The organism is Microbacterium deferens (assembly GCF_045517775.1).
In the GTDB taxonomy this organism is placed as follows: domain Bacteria; phylum Actinomycetota; class Actinomycetes; order Actinomycetales; family Microbacteriaceae; genus Microbacterium.
Genome location: NZ_JBEUWT010000001.1, coordinates 326,223 through 342,727, shown reverse-complemented (window position 1 = coordinate 342,727; position 16,505 = coordinate 326,223). Strand labels below are relative to the sequence as shown.

Below are 16,505 nucleotides of genomic sequence, written 5' to 3'. Positions count from 1 at the left end.
GCGCCTACCCTGGAGAACATGGCACCCGATCAGCGCGGGGGGCGACCTCGCGCGTCGTCTCGAGAGACCCTGGCGGAAGCGGCATCCGAGCTCTTCCTCGAGAAGGGCTTTGCCGAGACCTCGGTCGCCGACATCACGACGCGCGCCGGAGTGAGCCGTTCCAGCTTCTTCAACTACTTCGCGACCAAGAGCGATGTGCTCTGGGCGGGCTTCGATGAGCGCGTCGCGAGCCTGGACGCAGCGCTCGACCACGACCACGACGGCGGCGACGTCGACGCGGTGGTCCGTGGCGCGCTGAGGGATCTGCTCGACGGATTCGATCCCGACACCCTGGCGTTGGCGCTCGCGCAGGCCGACACGATGGGACTCACCGACGAGATCGAGCGCGAGTCGGCGGTGCGGCGCGCGCGCATCGCGAGGGCGGTCGCCGAGAGACTCGTCGCCGGGGGTGTCGATCCCTTGCGCGCCGAGGTGCTGGGTGCGGCGCACGGGGGAGCGGTGCTGGCGGCGTTGTCGCGATGGGCGGGTTCCGGCGCGGGCCGCACTCCGCTCGGCGCGATCCTGTCGCGGGCGCTGGAGGCCGTCGCGCCCGCCGGTGGCGGAGGGGCGGTGCGGCAACTGCGCGTCGTCGTCCGCGCCGACGACTACGAAGCCGCGGTGGCGTTCTACCGCGACGTCGTGGGGATGCCCGAGAGGGCTGCGTACGAGGGCGACGGCGACGCGCGCGTGACGATCCTCGATGCCGGGGTCGCGACCCTCGAACTGGCGAACACCGCTCAGGTCGAGATGATCGATCGCGTCGAGACCGACGGCGACACGAGCGACCGCATCCGCCTGGGCCTCGAGGTGTCGGGCGGTGCGGCGGCGACCGAGCGGCTGGCGGAGGGCGGAGCGAGCGTGATCGCCTCGCCACGCGTCACCCCGTGGGGTTCTCTGAACAGTCGCCTGCGAGGCCCGGCCGATCTGCAGCTGACGCTCTTCGACGAGGATCCGGCGTAGCAGCGGCGGATGCTACGCGCCCACGCCGGCGCGCCGCATCCGCTCGCGTAAACTTGTCGGATCATGGCTACTTTCGGCACGCTCTCCGACCGTCTCACAGAGACGTTCCGCAACCTCCGCACCAAGGGCAAGCTCACGCCCGCGGACGTCGACGGGACCGTGCGCGAGATCCGTCGCGCCCTCCTCGACGCCGACGTCGCTCTGCCCGTGGTCAAGGACTTCACCGCATCCGTGCGTGAACGCGCCCTGGGCGATGAGGTCAACAAGGCGCTGAACCCGGCTCAGCAGGTGGTGCAGATCGTCAACGAGGAGCTCGTGGGCATCCTCGGCGGGCAGCAGCGTCGGCTGCAGTTCGCGAAGAACCCGCCGACCGTGATCATGCTCGCGGGTCTCCAGGGGTCGGGTAAGACGACCTTCGCCGGAAAGCTCGCGAAGCAGCTCGAGAAGGAGGGTCACACCCCGCTCCTCGTCGCCGCCGACCTCCAGCGTCCGAACGCCGTCAACCAGCTGCAGGTCGTCGCGCAGCAGGCCGGTGCGACGATCTTCGCCCCCGAGCCGGGCAACGGCGTCGGCGACCCGGTGAAGGTCGCGAAGGCGGGCGTGGAGCACGCGCGACGCCAGCAGCACGACGTCGTCATCATCGACACGGCCGGCCGCCTCGGCGTCGACGCCGAGCTGATGAAGCAGGCCTCGAACATCCGCAAGGCGACCGATCCCGACGAGGTGCTGTTCGTCATCGACGCGATGATCGGTCAGGACGCCGTCAACACCGCCAAGGCCTTCCAGGAGGGCGTCGACTTCACCGGAGTGGTGCTGTCCAAGCTCGACGGCGATGCGCGCGGTGGAGCGGCTCTGTCGGTGGCCTCGGTCACCGGCCGTCCGATCATCTACGCGTCGACCGGTGAGGGCCTCGACGACCTCGAGCCGTTCCATCCCGACCGCATGGCGAGCCGCATCCTCGACCTCGGTGACATCCTGACCCTCATCGAGCAGGCCCAGTCGGCCTTCGACGAGGAAGAGGCGATGAAGGTCGCCGAGAAGCTCGCGACCTCGACCTTCACCCTCGAGGACTTCCTCGAGCAGATGCAGCAGATGAAGAAGATGGGCTCGATGAAGAAGATGCTCGGGATGCTCCCGGGTATGGGCTCCATGAAGCAGCAGATGGAGAACTTCGACGAGCGCGAGATCGATCGTACCGAGGCGATCATCCGTTCGATGACGATCGCCGAGCGTCGCAATCCGAAGCTTCTCAACGGTTCGCGGCGCCTGCGCATCGCGCGCGGTTCGGGCATGACCGTCACCGACGTGAACGCGCTCGTACAGCGCTTCGATCAGGCCGCGAAGATGATGAAGACGATGGCCCGCGGCGGGGTGCCCAACATCCCGGGCATGGGTCCGGTTCCCGGAGCGGGGCGTCCGGGAGCCTCCTCCAAGCGAGGCAAGCAGCAGAAGGCGAAGGGGTCGCGATCGGGCAACCCGGCCAAGCGCGCCGCCGAGAACGCCGGCATCGCCGCATCCGCCCCCGCCGCTCCGGCGGGGTCGGGTTTCGGCCTCGGTGGTGCCAAGGGCGCCGCTCCGTCGGAGGCCGACCTCGCCGAGCTGCAGAAGATGCTCGGCCGCGGCTGACGCGTCGCATGCGCCGTCTCGAACGTAGGAGATGGCGCGCACACAGGCCGTTTCTCCGCGTGTCGTCCTACCTCCGCGCCATGACCTACGCCGGGCACGGCTGATCGCGCCCGGCTCGTCCTCCCCAGCACGCTGAGAACGACAGTTCTCCACGGCGGCACCGGTTGGCGCCGTCACCGGGGCCCGTCGTGAGCGAACGTAGCGGGATGCGTCGTCCTCCCTTCACCGCGTGGCTCCGAGAGAACGGCGGGATCGCACATTCCGCCACCGCCCGGGGCGCGGGGTATTCTCAGCGCGCCATGGCCGACGCGGTGGCGGCCGGCCGCGTAGACCGGGTGCGTCGGTCGTGGCTGGTGACGCGTGATGCTGATGCCGTAGCGAGGTCGGCCATCGAGGTCGGTGGTCGTCTCACGTGTGTCAGCGCCGCGGCCCGATGGGGCCTCTGGGTTCCGCCCAGCGACGGACTCGTCCATGTGGCGGTCAAACCCACCGCCTCGCGCGTGGAAGGAGGGTCGCTCGTCGTTCACTGGGGGAATGGGCCCATGCCCGTGCCTCCCCACTGCGTCGAAGACCCCCTCATCGACGTGCTGTTCCACGTCGCTCGGTGTCAGTCGCGTCGAGACGCATTCGCGGTGTGGGAATCGGCGGTTCGGCTGGGCATGGTCGAGCCCTCCGAGCTCGCACGCGTGATGTGGAGGTCGACGGCCGCCGCAGACATCGCCGAGCATCTGTCGGCGCTCAGCGACTCCGGACTCGAGTCGATCTTCGTGCATGGCGTGCGGGCCCTCGGGCTCGCGGTGCGCCAGCAAGTGTGGATAGACGGGCATCCGCTCGACGCCGTCATCGGAGAACGCCTGCTCGTGCAGCTCGACGGATTCGCGCACCACTCGAACGCGCAGGATCGCCGGCGCGATATCCGAGCCGACGCCAGGCTCGCGCTCCGCGGCTTCACCACGCTGCGGTTCGACTGGTATCAGGTCATGTTCGACTGGGCGTTCGTTGAGCGAACACTCCTCCTCGCGGTGGCGCAGGGGCTGCACCTCGCACCGCCGAGGTTCTGAGCGTAGGACCCGGCGCGAGGGTAGGACGTTTCGCCGCAGATCGTCCTTCGTCGGCGCCATCTCCTGCTTTCGGCGCAGGGAGGGGCGGATGCTGCGCGCTACAGCGATGACAGCAGGTGCTCGCGCAGCGTGGGTCCGCCCCGGAACTCGCGGATCAGGTGCTGAACGACCTGGCGGAGATCGCCGTCGGCCGCGTCGGCGACCGCGATCTGGCGCGCGGAGCTGCCGCCGGTGGCGAGGATCGTCTGCAGGCCCTCGAACTCGCGCGCGCACTTGAGCTCCGACGCGACATCGCGCAGCCGATCGATCGTCTCGTGCAGGTGCTCGACGACGGGCTCTTCGCGTCCGTCCGCGTCGACGATGACCCTGGCGTCGAGCCCGTAGCGTGCCGCTCGCCACTTGTTCTCCCGGGCGAACCACGGCTGGATGCGGGGGAGTTCCCGCCCTTCGTCGAGATCGCGCGAGAACTGCTCGACCAACGTCTGGACCAGCGAGGCGACGGCGGCAAGCTCGGGAAGGGTCGACATGCCGTCGCAGGCACGCACCTCGATCGTTCCCCAGCGCGGCGCAGGGCGGATGTCCCAGCGCACCTCGGACGCATCGGCCATCACGCCGGTGCGCGCCATGTCGTCGAGATAGCCCTCGAACTGCGCCCAGTCGTCGAGCGGCCAGGGGAGTCCGGCCGTCGGGAGCTGTTGGAAGACCAATGCGCGATTCGATGCGTAGCCGGTGCGCTCGCCCGCCCAGAACGGACTGGAGGCCGAGAGCGCCTGCAGATGCGGCAGGTAGGTCGTGAGGGCGCCGATGATCGGCAGCACCTTGTTGACGTCCTCCACGCCGACGTGGATATGGATGCCCCAGATCATCATGTTGCGCCCCCACCATTGGGTGCGCTCGATGAGGCTCTCGTACCGGGTCTTGTCGGTGACCTGCTGGTCGTACCACTGCGCGAAGGGGTGGCTGCCGGCGCAGAGCAGCTCCAGATGGCGCGGCTCGGTCTCGGCCCGGACGGCGGCGATCGCGTCCGCGACGTCATCGACGGCCGCGGCGACCGTGTCGCCGATACCGCTCGTGATCTCGACCGTGTTCGTCAGGAGCTCGCCCGTGACGGTGAAGCGCTCGAGCGCCGTGGAGTCCTCCAGCGCATCCAGGATCTCGGGCGCGCGCGGGACGAGGTCGCCCGTATCCGCGTCGGCGAGCATGAGTTCCCACTCGATCCCGACCGTCGAACGGGGGGATGTCGCGAAGGGCACCGTCATGGCCACATTCTGACATCCCGCGATCCGCGAGCCGTCGTTTCGCGGCACGCGCCGTCATCTGGCAGAATAGAGGGTCGGACCCGGTACTCGACCCTCTATCCAGTTCCCGGTCCACCTATTTGAGCTTCCGCCGGGTGTGCACCCCACTCTCCAGGCGTTCGGTTCGTTCGCTTTCCACACATTCAGGAGAATCGTGGCTGTAAAGATCCGTCTCAAGCGCCTGGGCAAGATCCGTGCGCCGTACTACCGCATCGTCGTCGCCGACTCGCGCACCAAGCGCGACGGCCGTGTCATCGAAGAGATCGGCAAGTACCACCCCACCGAGGAGCCCTCGTTCATCGAGGTCGACTCCGAGCGCGCGCAGTACTGGCTCGGCGTCGGCGCTCAGCCGAGCCCGCAGGTGCTCGCGATCCTCAAGATCACCGGCGACTGGGGCACCTTCAAGGGCGACGCGAACGCGACGTCGACGCTGAAGACCAAGGCCGAGAAGGTCCCCTTCGAGGTCGACTCCTCGAAGAAGTCGGTCATCAAGCCCAAGGCCGACAAGCCCGCCGCGGCCCCGGCCGACGCTGAGGGCGACGCCGACGCGGCGTCCGCCTCCGAGTAAGCCGTTGCTCGCCGCCGCGCTCGAGCACGTCGTCAAGGGGATCGTGGATCACCCCGACGCCGTGTCCATCCGTTCCTCCACGTCGCCTCGCGGTGACGTGCTGGAGGTGCACGTCCACCCCGATGACCGGGGTCGCGTGATCGGGCGCGGCGGACGCACGGCCAAAGCCCTGCGGACGGTCGTCGGCGCTCTCGCCGACGGTCGCCGCGTGCGGGTCGACGTCGCCGATGACTGACGTGCCCGCCGAAGGCCGCGCGCACTCCCCGCGTCCGGCCCGCACCCAGCTGCGCGTGGGTCGCCTCGTCAAGGCGCACGGGCTCAAGGGTGCCCTCAAGATCGAGCTCTACACCGACGACCCCGACGGTCGTTTCGCGCCAGGGTCGACCTTCACGCTCCAGGTTCCCGAGTCGTCGCCGTGGCACGGCAAGCCGCTCACCGTGCGCGAGTTCCGCTGGATGAACAGCCACCCGGTCGCCTTCTTCGAGGGCGTCGACGACCGCAGCGGAGCCGAAGAGCTGGTTCGCGCCATCCTCTGGATCGACGAGGATGCTGAGTCCGCCCCCGTCGAGGACGACGCCTGGTACGACCACCAGCTGGTCGGCCTCGACGTCGTGCGTGACGGTGCCGTCGTGGGCCGCGTGATCCGCGTCGATCATCTCCCCTCGCAGGATCTGCTCGCCGTGCGCCCCGCGGGCGCCGCCGACGACGAGATCCTCGTCCCCTTCGTGAAGGCGATTGTGCCCGAGGTCGACATCTCCGCGGGGCGCGTCATCGTGACCCCTCCGGCAGGTCTGTTCGAGGAGCTCGAGTCCGACGAATCCGAGACGGCCGCCGGCAAGGCCGACGTGGCGGAGCCGGCGGCGACCGAGTCCTCCGAGGGCGACGACACGGACCGCTGACGTGCGCATCGACGTCGTCACGATCTTCCCCGCCTTCTTCGACGCTCTCGAGGTATCGCTCCTCGGCAAGGCCCGCGGCGCGGGCATTCTCGACGTACGTGTGCACGATCTGCGCTCCTGGGCGCACGATCGTCACCGGACGGTGGACGACACGCCCTACGGCGGCGGCGCCGGCATGGTGATGAAGCCCGAGCCCTGGGGCGCAGCGCTGGATTCGATCGTGGCGGATGCCGGCGACGACCCCACGGCGCAGCATCCGGTCATCATCTTCCCCTCGCCCGCGGGGGAGGTCTTCACTCAGGCCACGGCTCGCGAGCTCGCCCAGGAGTCCCACCTCGTGTTCGGCTGCGGTCGCTACGAGGGGATCGACGAGCGTGTGTTCTCGTACGCGGAGACGATCGGCCGCGTGCGGCTCGTGAGTCTCGGCGATTACGTGCTCAACGGGGGAGAGGTGGCGTCGATGGCGATGATCGAGGCCATCGGCCGTCTCGTGCCGGGCGTCGTCGGCAACCCGGCGAGCCTTGTCGAGGAATCGCACGAGGACGGCCTGCTGGAGTACCCGTCGTACACGAAGCCCGCTTCATGGCGCGAGCGGGAGGTGCCGCCGATCCTGCTCAGCGGCAATCACGGGGCGATCGCCGCGTGGCGTCGCGAGCAGCAGATCGAGCGGACGCGCGAGCGTCGTCCCGACCTGCTGCCCGAGTAGCCTTCCGCGCGTCAGTCGACGCCGAGGAACGAGCGGTCGGTCAGGACGATCGGGCCGTCGGACGTCATGGCCACGGTGTGCTCGGCGTGCGCCCCGCGTGAACCGTCGGCGCTGCGCAGGGTCCAGCCGTCTGCGTCGGTGACGAGCTTGTCGGTGGTGGCCAGGAACCACGGTTCGAGTGCGACGACCAGCCCCTCGCGCAGCGGGTATCCGCGTCCGGCTTTTCCGTCGTTGGGCACATGAGGATCGCCGTGCATGACCCGGCCGACACCGTGGCCGCCGAAGTCGGTGTTGATCGAGTAGCCGTCCGCGTGGGCGACGGCGGCGATCGCTGACGAGATGTCGCCGATCTTCTGGCCCACCACAGCCGCGTCGATGGCGGCGGCGAGGGCGCGCTCGGTGGTGTCGATGAGGGCGAGGTCCTCGTCGCGCGGGGTTCCGACGACGAACGAGACCGCCGAATCGGCGACCCATCCGTCGATCGCGACGGCGAAGTCGAGCGAGACCAGGTCGCCGTCGCGGAGGGCGTAGTCGTGGGGGAGTCCGTGCAGCACGGCGTCGTTGATCGATGTGCAGATGACTTTGCCGAACGGGCTCGCGCCGAACGAGGGGTGGTAGTCGATGTAGCAGGACTCTGCGCCGGCGCGCCGGATCAGTTCGTGCGCGCGGCGGTCGATGGCGAGGAGGTTCGTGCCGACCTTGGTGTCATCGCGGAGTGCGGCGAGCGTCTCGGCGACGAAGCGACCCGCCGGGCGCATGGCGTCGATCTCGGCCGGGGTGCGCAGTTCGATCATGGGTGTCCTTTCGACCGCTCTATTCTTCCGCGACACGACCGTGCGACCTATTCGTCACGGCGCGAATCCGAGAGGATGCTTCGGGCTCGCCCTGCAACGGCAGAGACGTCGAGACCGCCGCGTAGCATCGAAGCATGTGGCTCCGACGGCTGTTCTTCCACTGGCTCTTCCCGGCTGCCGTGGTGCTGCCCCTCTGGCTTCTCGTCGGGTGGGGTGTGTTCCAGGCGGGCGGGCTCGCCTTCCTCTGGGTGCTGTTCATCGCCGCGCCGTCGGTGCTGGTCGGGCAGACCGTGCTCGCTCTGCTCGTCCGCTCCCGCGGGAGCGTTCGTGCGGAGCGCGCCGTGTCGTGGTGGGACGTCCTGGCGTTCTCGGTCTGGCACGCGCTGATCATCGCGACGGGATTCTTCTCGTCGTGGTTCGCTCTCTCGCTCGTCCTGGCGATTCTCGCGGCGGTGGGGGTCTTCTGGGCGAGCGTCGCGCAACTCTGGCGCGAGAGCCGGGCATCGGTCATGCTCCTGCGCACAGCTGACGGCACCGGGTACATTCCGCCGACGCGGCCGTCGTCCACCCCGAGAGCCGATCCGACGGTCGTCGTCCTCGAGGAGCGCCCTCACCAGTCGTAGGGGGTTTTGGACCGCTGCCGCATCCGTGGCAGAATAGTCGTTTGTGTCCTGACCGGTTCTGCCACAGGGGAACCCGCCGCATTCGCGGCACGGACGCGTCATCCCATTCTTGAACACATCATGCTGTCGACCTGTGGCGGCCGCAGGAAGAGACGATCATGCAGATCCTCGACGCAGTCGACGCGGCTTCGCTCCGCACCGACATCCCGACCTTCGCCCCCGGCGACAACGTGAAGGTCCACGTCAACATCACGGAGGGCAACCGCTCCCGTATCCAGGTCTTCCAGGGCATCGTGCTCGGCCGCTCCGGCGACGGTGTTCGCGAGACCTTCACGGTCCGGAAGATCAGCTTCCAGGTGGGCGTGGAGCGCACCTTCCCCGTGCACAGCCCCGTGATCGACCACATCGAGGTCGTCACGCGCGGTGACGTGCGTCGCGCGAAGCTCTACTACCTCCGCAACCTCCGCGGCAAGAAGGCCAAGATCAAGGAGAAGCGCGACGCTCGCTGAGTCGCTTCTCTCGAACGCCCCGGGCTGATGCCCGGGGCGTTCGTCGTACCCCCGTCCGACATCGGTCGAGATGGGCGGTCCGGTGCACCGCAGGCGGCGGAGCGTGTGCGAACCTTGTGTGTGCGGTTCCCGAACGGCGGCGAGCCGAGTGAGGCATCCCATGAGCAGTGACCAGGCCGCCCCCGCCGACGAAACGGCCCCCGTTCTAGCGGAGGACAAACCGCGTCGTGGATGGTTGACGTTCCTGCGAGACGTCGTGGTCATCGTTCTGATCGCGCTGCTGGTGTCGTTCCTCGTCAAGACCTTCCTCGTGCGTTCGTTCTACATCCCGTCGGCGTCGATGAATCAGACGCTGATCGAGAACGACCGCATCCTCGTCGATGAGATCACCCCGCGCTTCGGCGGGTACGACCGTGGTGACGTCGTCGTCTTCCGCGATCCCGGCGGCTGGCTCGAGAAGGCGCCCCAGGTGCCCGTCTCGCCCTTCACCGAGAGCGTGGAGTGGGTGCTCTCGCTCGTGGGCCTCGCGGCCCCCGACAGCGACGAGCACCTGATCAAGCGCATCATCGGCGTCGGCGGCGACCACGTCGTCTGCTGCAACGCCCTCGGGCAGACGACGGTGAACGGGCAGGCGATCGACGAGACCGCCTACCTGAACCTCCTCCCCGGCAAGACAGCGCCCGATGTCATGGAGTACGACGTGACGGTGCCCGACGGCTCGATCTGGGTGATGGGCGACAACCGCGACAACTCGCAGGACTCCCGCTTCCACCAGGATCAGCCCGGGGGAGGGTTCGTTCCCGTCGACAACGTCGTGGGTCGCGCGTTCCTCATCACCTGGCCCTTCGACCGCTTCGGGCTGATCGACTTCCACCACGAGGTGTTCGCGGGGGTGCCTGCGCCGGAGGCCGCGCCGTGACGCTCCCCCCGGAGACGGCGTCGTGACCGTCATCGAGCCGCGTCTGACGCTGGAGCGTCGGCTGCTCAAGGACTACCCCCTGGTGATCGCCTGCGACGAGGTCGGGAGGGGCGCCCTTGCGGGTCCTGTCGCCGTCGGTGCTGCGGTCGTCGACCCCGCTCTGTCACGCACACGCATCCCGGCAGGGCTACGCGACTCCAAGCTGGTTCCTGAACCCCGGCGTGCCGACGTCGCCGCTCGGGCGGCATCGTGGGTGTCGGAGAGCGCGGTGGGGTGGGCGAGCTCGGTCGAGATCGACGAGATCGGGATCATGGCGGCGCTCGGTCTCGCCGCCGTCCGGGCACTGGCCGACCTGCGCGCACACGGGGTCGTGCCCGAGACGGCGATCGTGATCCTCGACGGCAACTACGACTACATCACCCCCGCCGGTGCCCAGGGGCTGCGCGTCACGCCGATCATCAAGGCAGACCGCGACTGCGCCAGCGCTGCCGCCGCCTCCGTGATCGCCAAGGTCGCGAGGGATGCGCTGATGGTGACGTTGCACGACGACCTGCCCGCGTACCACTGGGCGCGGAACAAGGGATACGCGAGTCTCGACCACCGCGAGGCGATATCCACGAACGGCCTCAGCGCCCATCACCGGCACTCCTGGGCCATCGCAGACGCACCGACGCTCTTCTGACCCCCGCTGTGCCGGGCGCACGCGCGCGCCCGTAGGATGGAGCAACCATGGATGACGATGCTTTCGAGGATTATGACCGCGAACTCGAACTCGCCCTTTACCGGGAGTACCGCGACGTTGTCTTGCAGTTCCAGTACGTGATCGAGACCGAGCGGCGGTTCTACCTTGCGAACGAGGTGAACGTCGTTCGTCGCGATACCGAGCACGACTTCTACTTCGAGATCTCGATGACCGACGTCTGGGTCTGGGACATCTACCGGGCCGACCGGTTCGTGAAGTCGGTGCGCGTGCTCACGTTCAAGGACGTGAACGTCGAGGAGCTTTCGCGGCGGGACTTCCAGCTGCCCGAGGAACTCTCGCTCGACAGCTGACGCCGCAGCATCCGTTCCTCCCCAGGAGGCGGATCATCCGTTGCGCCCACAGCTCGTCGGAGAAGCCCCGTCTGAGCTCCCCGCTCCGCGCACCATGGGGGCATGGCAGCCAAGGACGATTTCGGACGCGCCGGTGAACAGCGCGCCGCCGACCACCTGATCACCCTCGGATACCGGATCATCGACCGCAACTGGCGGTGTTCCCAGGGGGAGGTCGACATCGTCGCCGTCCGCGAACGGACGCTGGCGGTGGTCGAGGTCAAGACCCGGCGGTCACTGGCGTTCGGCCACCCCCTCGAGGCCATCGACGACCGGAAGGCCACGCGGCTCTGGCGTCTCGCGGCAGCGTGGATCGCCGCGCACCCGCAGGAGGCCCGGGGGCGCAGGCTTCGTCTCGACGCGATCGCGATCACCGGGGCGGATCCCGCGACGGGCGTGCTCGAGCACCTGGAAGACGCGCTGTGAGCGTCGCACGCACTCTGTCGGTCGCGCTCAACGGCCTCGAAGGAGCGATCGTCGAGGTCGAGGCCGACCTGTCGGAGCAGACGCCGAAGTTCGTGATCATCGGCCTCCCCGACAAGTCGCTCGGCGAGGCCGTGCAACGCGTGCACAACGCCTGCGTGAACAGGGGCCTGGCGCTTCCGCGACGGCGCCTCACCGTGAACCTCTCTCCCGCCAGCCTGCCGAAACAGGGATCCGGCTTCGACGTCGCCATCGCTGTCGCGGCGCTTGCGACGGAACGTGAGATGGATGCGGCGGGCGTCGCGTCGACCGTACATCTGGGCGAACTCGGTCTCGACGGGCGTCTGCGTCCGGTCCCGGGCGTTCTCCCCGCAGTCGCGGCGGCGGCACGCGCCGGGATTCGACGTGTGGTCGTGCCTCGCGCCAACCTCGCGGAGGCCGAGCTCGTCGACGGGATCGAGGTGTGCGGTGCGAGCTGCCTCGCCGAGGTCGTGCGGTGGCACGGGCTCGACATCGACATCCCCGCGGTAGAGCCGGTGGCGTTGGCCCGCGAACAGGTCTCCGCCGACGAGGTGCCGGAACTCGCTGACGTGATCGGCCAGCGCGAGGCGATCGACGCGCTGCTCGTCGCCGCGGCGGGAGGGCACCATCTGCTCATGAGCGGACCACCCGGCGCGGGCAAGACGATGCTCGCGCAGCGTCTCCCCGGCATCCTGCCTCCCCTCGACGAGGCCGCCGCGCTGGCCGTCGGTTCGGTGCGGTCGCTCTCGGGCGAGCCGGTGACCCGGCTCTCGAGGGTGCCACCCTTCGAGTCGCCGCATCACAGCACGAGCATCGCCGCGTTGGTCGGCGGCGGATCGAAGATCGTTCGTCCCGGCGCGATCGCCCGTGCGAGTGAGGGGGTGCTCTTCCTCGACGAGGCGGGGGAGTTCGCCTCGAGCGCGCTCGACGCGCTGCGCCAGCCTCTGGAGTCGGGGTCGATCGTCATCCATCGCTCCGGAATCACAGCCGCGTACCCCGCCCGGTTCCAGCTGGTCGTCGCCACGAACCCCTGTCCGTGCGGAAACTTCGCCGTGCCCGGGGCGGAGTGCGTCTGCCCGCCCCAAGCTATTCGGCGCTACTTCTCGCGGCTGTCCGGGCCGCTGCTCGATCGCATCGATATCGAGTTATCGATGCGACGAGTGGTCGTCGCCCGCAACGATCCTTCGCTCGGTGGGTCGATGACGACCTCCGCCGCACGCGAGAAGGTGGGCGAGGCCCGGGCGAGGGCAGCCCTCCGGCTGCGTGACACCCCGTGGCGGCGCAACGCCGAGGTGCCCGGCTCGTGGTTGCGGCAGGGGCCGCTGGCCCCGGCCCCGGTGGTGAGGCGCCCGATCGACGCGGCGTTGCATCGGGGGATGCTGACGCTGCGGGGCTACGACCGCGTGCTGCGCGTGGCATGGTCGCTGGCTGATCTGGCGGGGCGCGGAGCCATCGACGTGGGCGACGTCGGTCGCGCGCTGTACCTGAAGAAGGGAGTGCCGGCGTGATGCGGATCGAGGTGACCGCCGCGTCCGCCCGTGCGACGCTCTCGGGCGTGCGCGAGGTCGACGACGACGATGCGACGCTCATGGACGCCTTCGCTCGGTTGATCTGGGGGGTCGTCGTCGAGCCCGGCGACGGAGTGGCCGGACGCGTCGTGGAGCAGTGGGGCGCCGCCGAGGCTCTGCGGCGCCTGGTCGCGGGTCAGTCGTTGACGACGGACGGCATCGATGCGTCCGATCTGGCGAAGGGCCTCGCCCGGTGGAAAACCCGCGGCGACGCGACGGCTGTGCGGGCGGCCGTCGAGTCCGCGCGTCGGACGGGTGCTCGCCTGATCCTCCCCGGCGACCCCGGGTGGCCGGGCCGTCTTGCCGACCTCGGCGTCCACGGGCCGTTCGTGCTGTGGTCGCGGGGCGACACCGCGCTCGTCGCCGACGACCGGCGAACGGTCGCCATCGTGGGGGCGCGCGCAGCGACCGCCTACGGCGAACACGTGGCCGGGGAACTCGCGGCGGAGCTCGCATCGGCCGGGATCACGATCGTCTCCGGTGCCGCATACGGCATCGATGGCGTCGCGCATCGCTCCGCGCTCCACGTCGGTGGGCGGACGGTGGCTCTGCTGGCCGGGGGAGTGGATCGGCCCTACCCCTCGGGTCATGCCGCTTTAATCGATGCGACGGCGCGCTCCGGCGCAGTCCTCGCGGAGACCCCGTGCGGAACGCCCCCGACGAAATGGCGCTTCCTCGCGAGGAACAGGCTGATCGCGGCGCTGGCCGACGCGACCGTCGTCGTCGAGGCAGGTGTGCGCAGCGGTTCGCTGAACACCGCCGCGCACGAGGCCGCCCTCGGCCGGCCCCTCGGGGCCGTTCCCGGAGCGATCACGAGTGCGTCATCCGCCGGGTGCCATCGCGTCATCCGTGACTTCGACGGCGCGCTCGTCACCTGCGCCGGCGACGTGCGCGAGATGCTCGGCCTGAGCGACGCACCCACTCTGTCGTTCGATGAGACCCGCACCGATGAGATGACCCGTGTGCTCGACGCCATGAGCACCCGGCAGTCACGCAGCGCTGATGAGATCGCTCGGCGCAGCGGCATCGCACCTCAGGAGGCGGAAGGGTTGATCGCCCTCGCCGAGCTGTCGGGGCAGGCTCTCGAGCGGGCGGACGGGTGGCGACGAGCACCCTCCACCCGATGACGCGCCGACGCGGCACACCGCGGCGCCGGCAACGGAAGGCATGCTGGGCACATGGAATGGGAGCGAGCGGTGGAGGTCTACCTCCGTCAGCTGACGGAGGTGCGCCGACTCTCTCCCGCCACCGTCCGCGCCTATCGTTCCGATCTCGCCGACCTCCGATCTCATGTCGGCGACGTCGACCTCGATCGCATCGATCTCGAGGAGTTGCGCTCGTGGCTGTGGTCTGTGACCCAGGCCGGCTCGGCGCGGTCGACGATCGCGCGGCGAACGGCCACCGTCCGCGGGTTCTTCGCGTGGGCGGCCGAGCAGGGGCTGGTCGCCGTCGATCCGGCACTGCGTCTGGTGACACCCAAACGCGGTCGAACTCTTCCTCGCGTCGCGACGGCCGATGCACTGCGCGAGACCCTCGATGCCATGACGGACATCGCCGCCGAGGGCGACGCGATCGCGCTCCGCGACCACGCGATCCTCGAGCTGCTCTACGGGGCGGGGATGCGGGTCTCCGAGCTCTGTGGTCTCGATGTCGACGACGTCGACCGTGAACGTCGCACCGCGCGTGTGCTCGGCAAGGGGTCGAAGGAGCGCGTCGTTCCGTTCGGCGCTCCCGCGGGGCGCGCCGTCGATGCCTATCTCGTGCGCGGTCGTCCGGTGCTCGCCTCTCGTGCGGCGGCGGCCGGCAGAGCACTCCTGCTCGGTACGCGCGGCGGTCGAATGGGCGTCCGCAGCGTGTACGACCTCGTCTCGCGCACACTGGCGCCGCTCGTGGGAGCCAGCGTCGGCCCCCACGCCCTCCGCCACTCCGCGGCCACGCATCTGCTCGATGGGGGCGCCGACCTTCGAGCCGTCCAGGAGATCCTCGGCCACGCGAGTCTGGGAACCACCCAGATCTACACCCACGTCTCGAGCGAACGTCTGGCGGCCACGTACCGCCTCGCCCACCCCCGCGCCTGAACCGACCCCCGACGCTACGGTGGTGAAATGCGCACCCGAGCCCGCTCTCTCGCCGCCGCCCTCGCCCTCGTGAGTGCGCTCCTCGTGGCCGGATGCTCCGCGGTGTCGCAGCCCATCGTCACGCGCCTCCCTTCCGACGGCGCGCCGGCCGCCTCGGCCACGCCGTCCGCATCCGCCTCGTCGTCCGCATCCGGCACACCCACTACCTCGGCGAGATCCTCGTCGACCCCGTCGCCGTCGGTCGAAGACGCGGACGACTGCGGCGGTCAGGCGCGGACCATCACCGCGAGCGATCGAACCATCGTGCTGACCGGGCAGTGTCCGCTCGTTCGCATCGAGGGGAACGCGGTGTCCGTCGATGCTCGGGGCGCGAGCGTGGGCGCGGTGTCGATCGCGGGAGACCGCATCGCCCTTACCGCCGAAGCCATCGGCGACACGACGGTCGACGGCAATGACGCGTCGCTGGAGGTTTCATCGGTCGGTGCTCTGACGATCCGCGGTGATCGCAACGCGGTCACCGCACCGGGTGGCGGGGGAGACGTGGTCGTCTCGGGCAACGACAACACGGTCACCGCTCCGGTGTCGAACGTCACGGTCGACGGACAACGCAACCGCATCGGTTGATCAGCAGCAGGGGAGCAGTACCGCGCGCGGCACGCCGCCGAGCAGCAGCATCGGGTTGATGTAGTTCCCATCGAGGCGCACTCCGAAGTGGAGCACCCCCGGCGGTGTGTGCCCGCCCTCGCCCTGAGCGGCCACGATGTCGCCTCCGAAGACGACGGAACCGATCGCCGCCCGCGGCTCGACCGGCTCGAGTGTCGTCACCAGGCCCCCGCCGTGGTCGATGGTCACCACCCCGCGCCCGGCCACCGGCCCGGCGAAGACGATGATCCCCCCGGACGGTGCACGCACGGCGCCCCCGTCCCACACCAGGTCGACTCCGCGGTGGCCCGGGCCGTAGGCGTGCGCGGGCGCGGCGAAGGGTTCGACGACCTGGACGGTGTCGACCGGCCAGCGCCATCCGAGCGCCGAGAGGTCGACCGTCTCGGCCGACGATGCATCAGCGGTGGCGATGAGTGCGACCGCGGCTGCTGCCGCCGCGATCGGCAGGAATCGGGCGCGTGTCGACATGCCAGCGAGCCTCGCCTCTCGGAGCGCCAGGGGAGCGGACGCCGGTCACGCGGTGGTGAATGTCTTGCCTTCGGCGGCCTGGGGAGGAGAGGCCGGTCCCGAGCGGCGGGCGTGCCCGGGAAGCGGGGCGCGCTGATAGAGTAGACGTTGCACCCCGTGTATCGGGGTGACTCCGCGTGCCCTCAGCGCT

20 protein-coding genes are annotated in these 16,505 nt (G+C 69.6%); 17 read left to right on the top strand and 3 right to left on the bottom strand.

The features are described 5' to 3' along the window. The first annotated feature begins 18 nt into the window (after positions 1-18). The 3 genes from ABTU82_RS01655 (at position 19) to ABTU82_RS01645 (ending at position 3,686) form a co-directional block, all read left to right on the top strand. Positions 19-999 carry a TetR family transcriptional regulator gene (locus tag ABTU82_RS01655; protein WP_407171275.1) on the top strand — a complete coding sequence of 327 codons (981 nt, stop codon included), beginning with the start codon at positions 19-21 and terminating at the stop codon, positions 997-999. A gap of 63 nt (positions 1,000-1,062) precedes the next feature. Then, positions 1,063-2,625 (top strand): signal recognition particle protein, encoded by a 1,563-nt coding sequence (gene ffh, locus ABTU82_RS01650; protein ID WP_407171273.1) that lies wholly within the window; start codon positions 1,063-1,065, stop codon positions 2,623-2,625. A gap of 206 nt (positions 2,626-2,831) precedes the next feature. Beyond that, positions 2,832-3,686 (top strand): DUF559 domain-containing protein, encoded by an 855-nt coding sequence (locus tag ABTU82_RS01645; protein WP_407171271.1) that lies wholly within the window; start codon positions 2,832-2,834, stop codon positions 3,684-3,686. 98 nt (positions 3,687-3,784) lie between these two features. Here ABTU82_RS01645 and ABTU82_RS01640 read toward each other — a convergent pair whose 3' ends face one another. Further along, complete coding sequence (locus ABTU82_RS01640) at positions 3,785-4,945, bottom strand: glutamate--cysteine ligase (RefSeq protein WP_407171269.1); 1,161 nt, start codon at positions 4,943-4,945, stop codon at positions 3,785-3,787. 193 nt (positions 4,946-5,138) lie between these two features. Here ABTU82_RS01640 and rpsP point away from each other — a divergent pair, with 193 nt between their 5' ends. Genes rpsP through trmD form a run of 4 tightly spaced genes read left to right on the top strand, consistent with a single transcriptional unit; the run spans position 5,139 to position 7,157 of the window. After that, on the top strand, positions 5,139-5,552 hold the full coding sequence (rpsP, locus tag ABTU82_RS01635; RefSeq protein WP_116646360.1) for a 30S ribosomal protein S16: 414 nt from the start codon (positions 5,139-5,141) through the stop codon (positions 5,550-5,552). Positions 5,553-5,556: 4 nt separating this feature from the next. After that, positions 5,557-5,787, top strand: a complete 231-nt coding sequence (locus tag ABTU82_RS01630; protein ID WP_116646361.1) for an RNA-binding protein — start codon at positions 5,557-5,559, stop codon at positions 5,785-5,787. Beyond that, positions 5,780-6,451: a ribosome maturation factor RimM gene (rimM, locus tag ABTU82_RS01625; protein WP_116646362.1), complete on the top strand. Its 672-nt coding sequence runs from the start codon at positions 5,780-5,782 to the stop codon at positions 6,449-6,451. Before ABTU82_RS01630 ends, rimM begins: the two co-directional genes overlap by 8 nt. A 1-nt stretch (position 6,452) precedes the next feature. Then, a complete protein-coding gene (trmD, locus tag ABTU82_RS01620; protein ID WP_116646363.1) occupies positions 6,453-7,157 on the top strand; it encodes a tRNA (guanosine(37)-N1)-methyltransferase TrmD in 705 nt (234 codons plus the stop codon). A gap of 11 nt (positions 7,158-7,168) precedes the next feature. Here trmD and map read toward each other — a convergent pair whose 3' ends face one another. Next, complete coding sequence (gene map, locus ABTU82_RS01615) at positions 7,169-7,951, bottom strand: type I methionyl aminopeptidase (protein WP_116646364.1); 783 nt, start codon at positions 7,949-7,951, stop codon at positions 7,169-7,171. A 134-nt stretch (positions 7,952-8,085) separates the two neighbouring features. Between map and ABTU82_RS01610 the strand changes: the two genes are divergently transcribed. From ABTU82_RS01610 to ABTU82_RS01565, 10 genes are all read left to right on the top strand, one after another. Beyond that, positions 8,086-8,574, top strand: a complete 489-nt coding sequence (locus ABTU82_RS01610) for an MFS transporter permease (protein WP_116646365.1) — start codon at positions 8,086-8,088, stop codon at positions 8,572-8,574. A 158-nt stretch (positions 8,575-8,732) separates the two neighbouring features. Then, entirely contained in the window at positions 8,733-9,083 is a 351-nt protein-coding gene (gene rplS / locus ABTU82_RS01605; RefSeq protein ID WP_116646366.1) for a 50S ribosomal protein L19, read from the top strand. A gap of 160 nt (positions 9,084-9,243) precedes the next feature. Beyond that, entirely contained in the window at positions 9,244-10,002 is a 759-nt protein-coding gene (gene lepB / locus ABTU82_RS01600; protein ID WP_407171262.1) for a signal peptidase I, read from the top strand. A gap of 22 nt (positions 10,003-10,024) precedes the next feature. Further along, positions 10,025-10,684 carry a ribonuclease HII gene (locus tag ABTU82_RS01595; protein WP_407171260.1) on the top strand — a complete coding sequence of 220 codons (660 nt, stop codon included), beginning with the start codon at positions 10,025-10,027 and terminating at the stop codon, positions 10,682-10,684. A 47-nt stretch (positions 10,685-10,731) separates the two neighbouring features. Beyond that, a complete protein-coding gene (locus tag ABTU82_RS01590; RefSeq protein ID WP_116646369.1) occupies positions 10,732-11,055 on the top strand; it encodes a DUF2469 family protein in 324 nt (107 codons plus the stop codon). Positions 11,056-11,157: 102 nt separating this feature from the next. Beyond that, positions 11,158-11,520, top strand: a complete 363-nt coding sequence (locus ABTU82_RS01585) for a YraN family protein (RefSeq protein ID WP_116646370.1) — start codon at positions 11,158-11,160, stop codon at positions 11,518-11,520. Then, positions 11,517-13,046, top strand: coding sequence for a YifB family Mg chelatase-like AAA ATPase (locus ABTU82_RS01580; protein ID WP_407171257.1), 1,530 nt, complete (start codon positions 11,517-11,519; stop codon positions 13,044-13,046). The genes ABTU82_RS01585 and ABTU82_RS01580 overlap by 4 nt, the downstream gene beginning before the upstream one ends. After that, on the top strand, positions 13,046-14,233 hold the full coding sequence (gene dprA / locus ABTU82_RS01575) for a DNA-processing protein DprA (RefSeq protein ID WP_407173271.1): 1,188 nt from the start codon (positions 13,046-13,048) through the stop codon (positions 14,231-14,233). The genes ABTU82_RS01580 and dprA overlap by 1 nt, the downstream gene beginning before the upstream one ends. Positions 14,234-14,284: 51 nt before the next feature. Continuing rightward, positions 14,285-15,184: a tyrosine recombinase XerC gene (locus ABTU82_RS01570; protein ID WP_407171255.1), complete on the top strand. Its 900-nt coding sequence runs from the start codon at positions 14,285-14,287 to the stop codon at positions 15,182-15,184. Positions 15,185-15,211: 27 nt separating this feature from the next. Continuing rightward, positions 15,212-15,808, top strand: coding sequence for a DUF3060 domain-containing protein (locus tag ABTU82_RS01565; RefSeq protein WP_407171253.1), 597 nt, complete (start codon positions 15,212-15,214; stop codon positions 15,806-15,808). Here the strand turns inward: ABTU82_RS01565 and ABTU82_RS01560 are convergent, their stop codons facing one another. After that, a complete protein-coding gene (locus ABTU82_RS01560; RefSeq protein WP_407171251.1) occupies positions 15,809-16,315 on the bottom strand; it encodes a murein hydrolase activator EnvC family protein in 507 nt (168 codons plus the stop codon). Between the last annotated feature and the right edge of the window lie 190 nt (positions 16,316-16,505).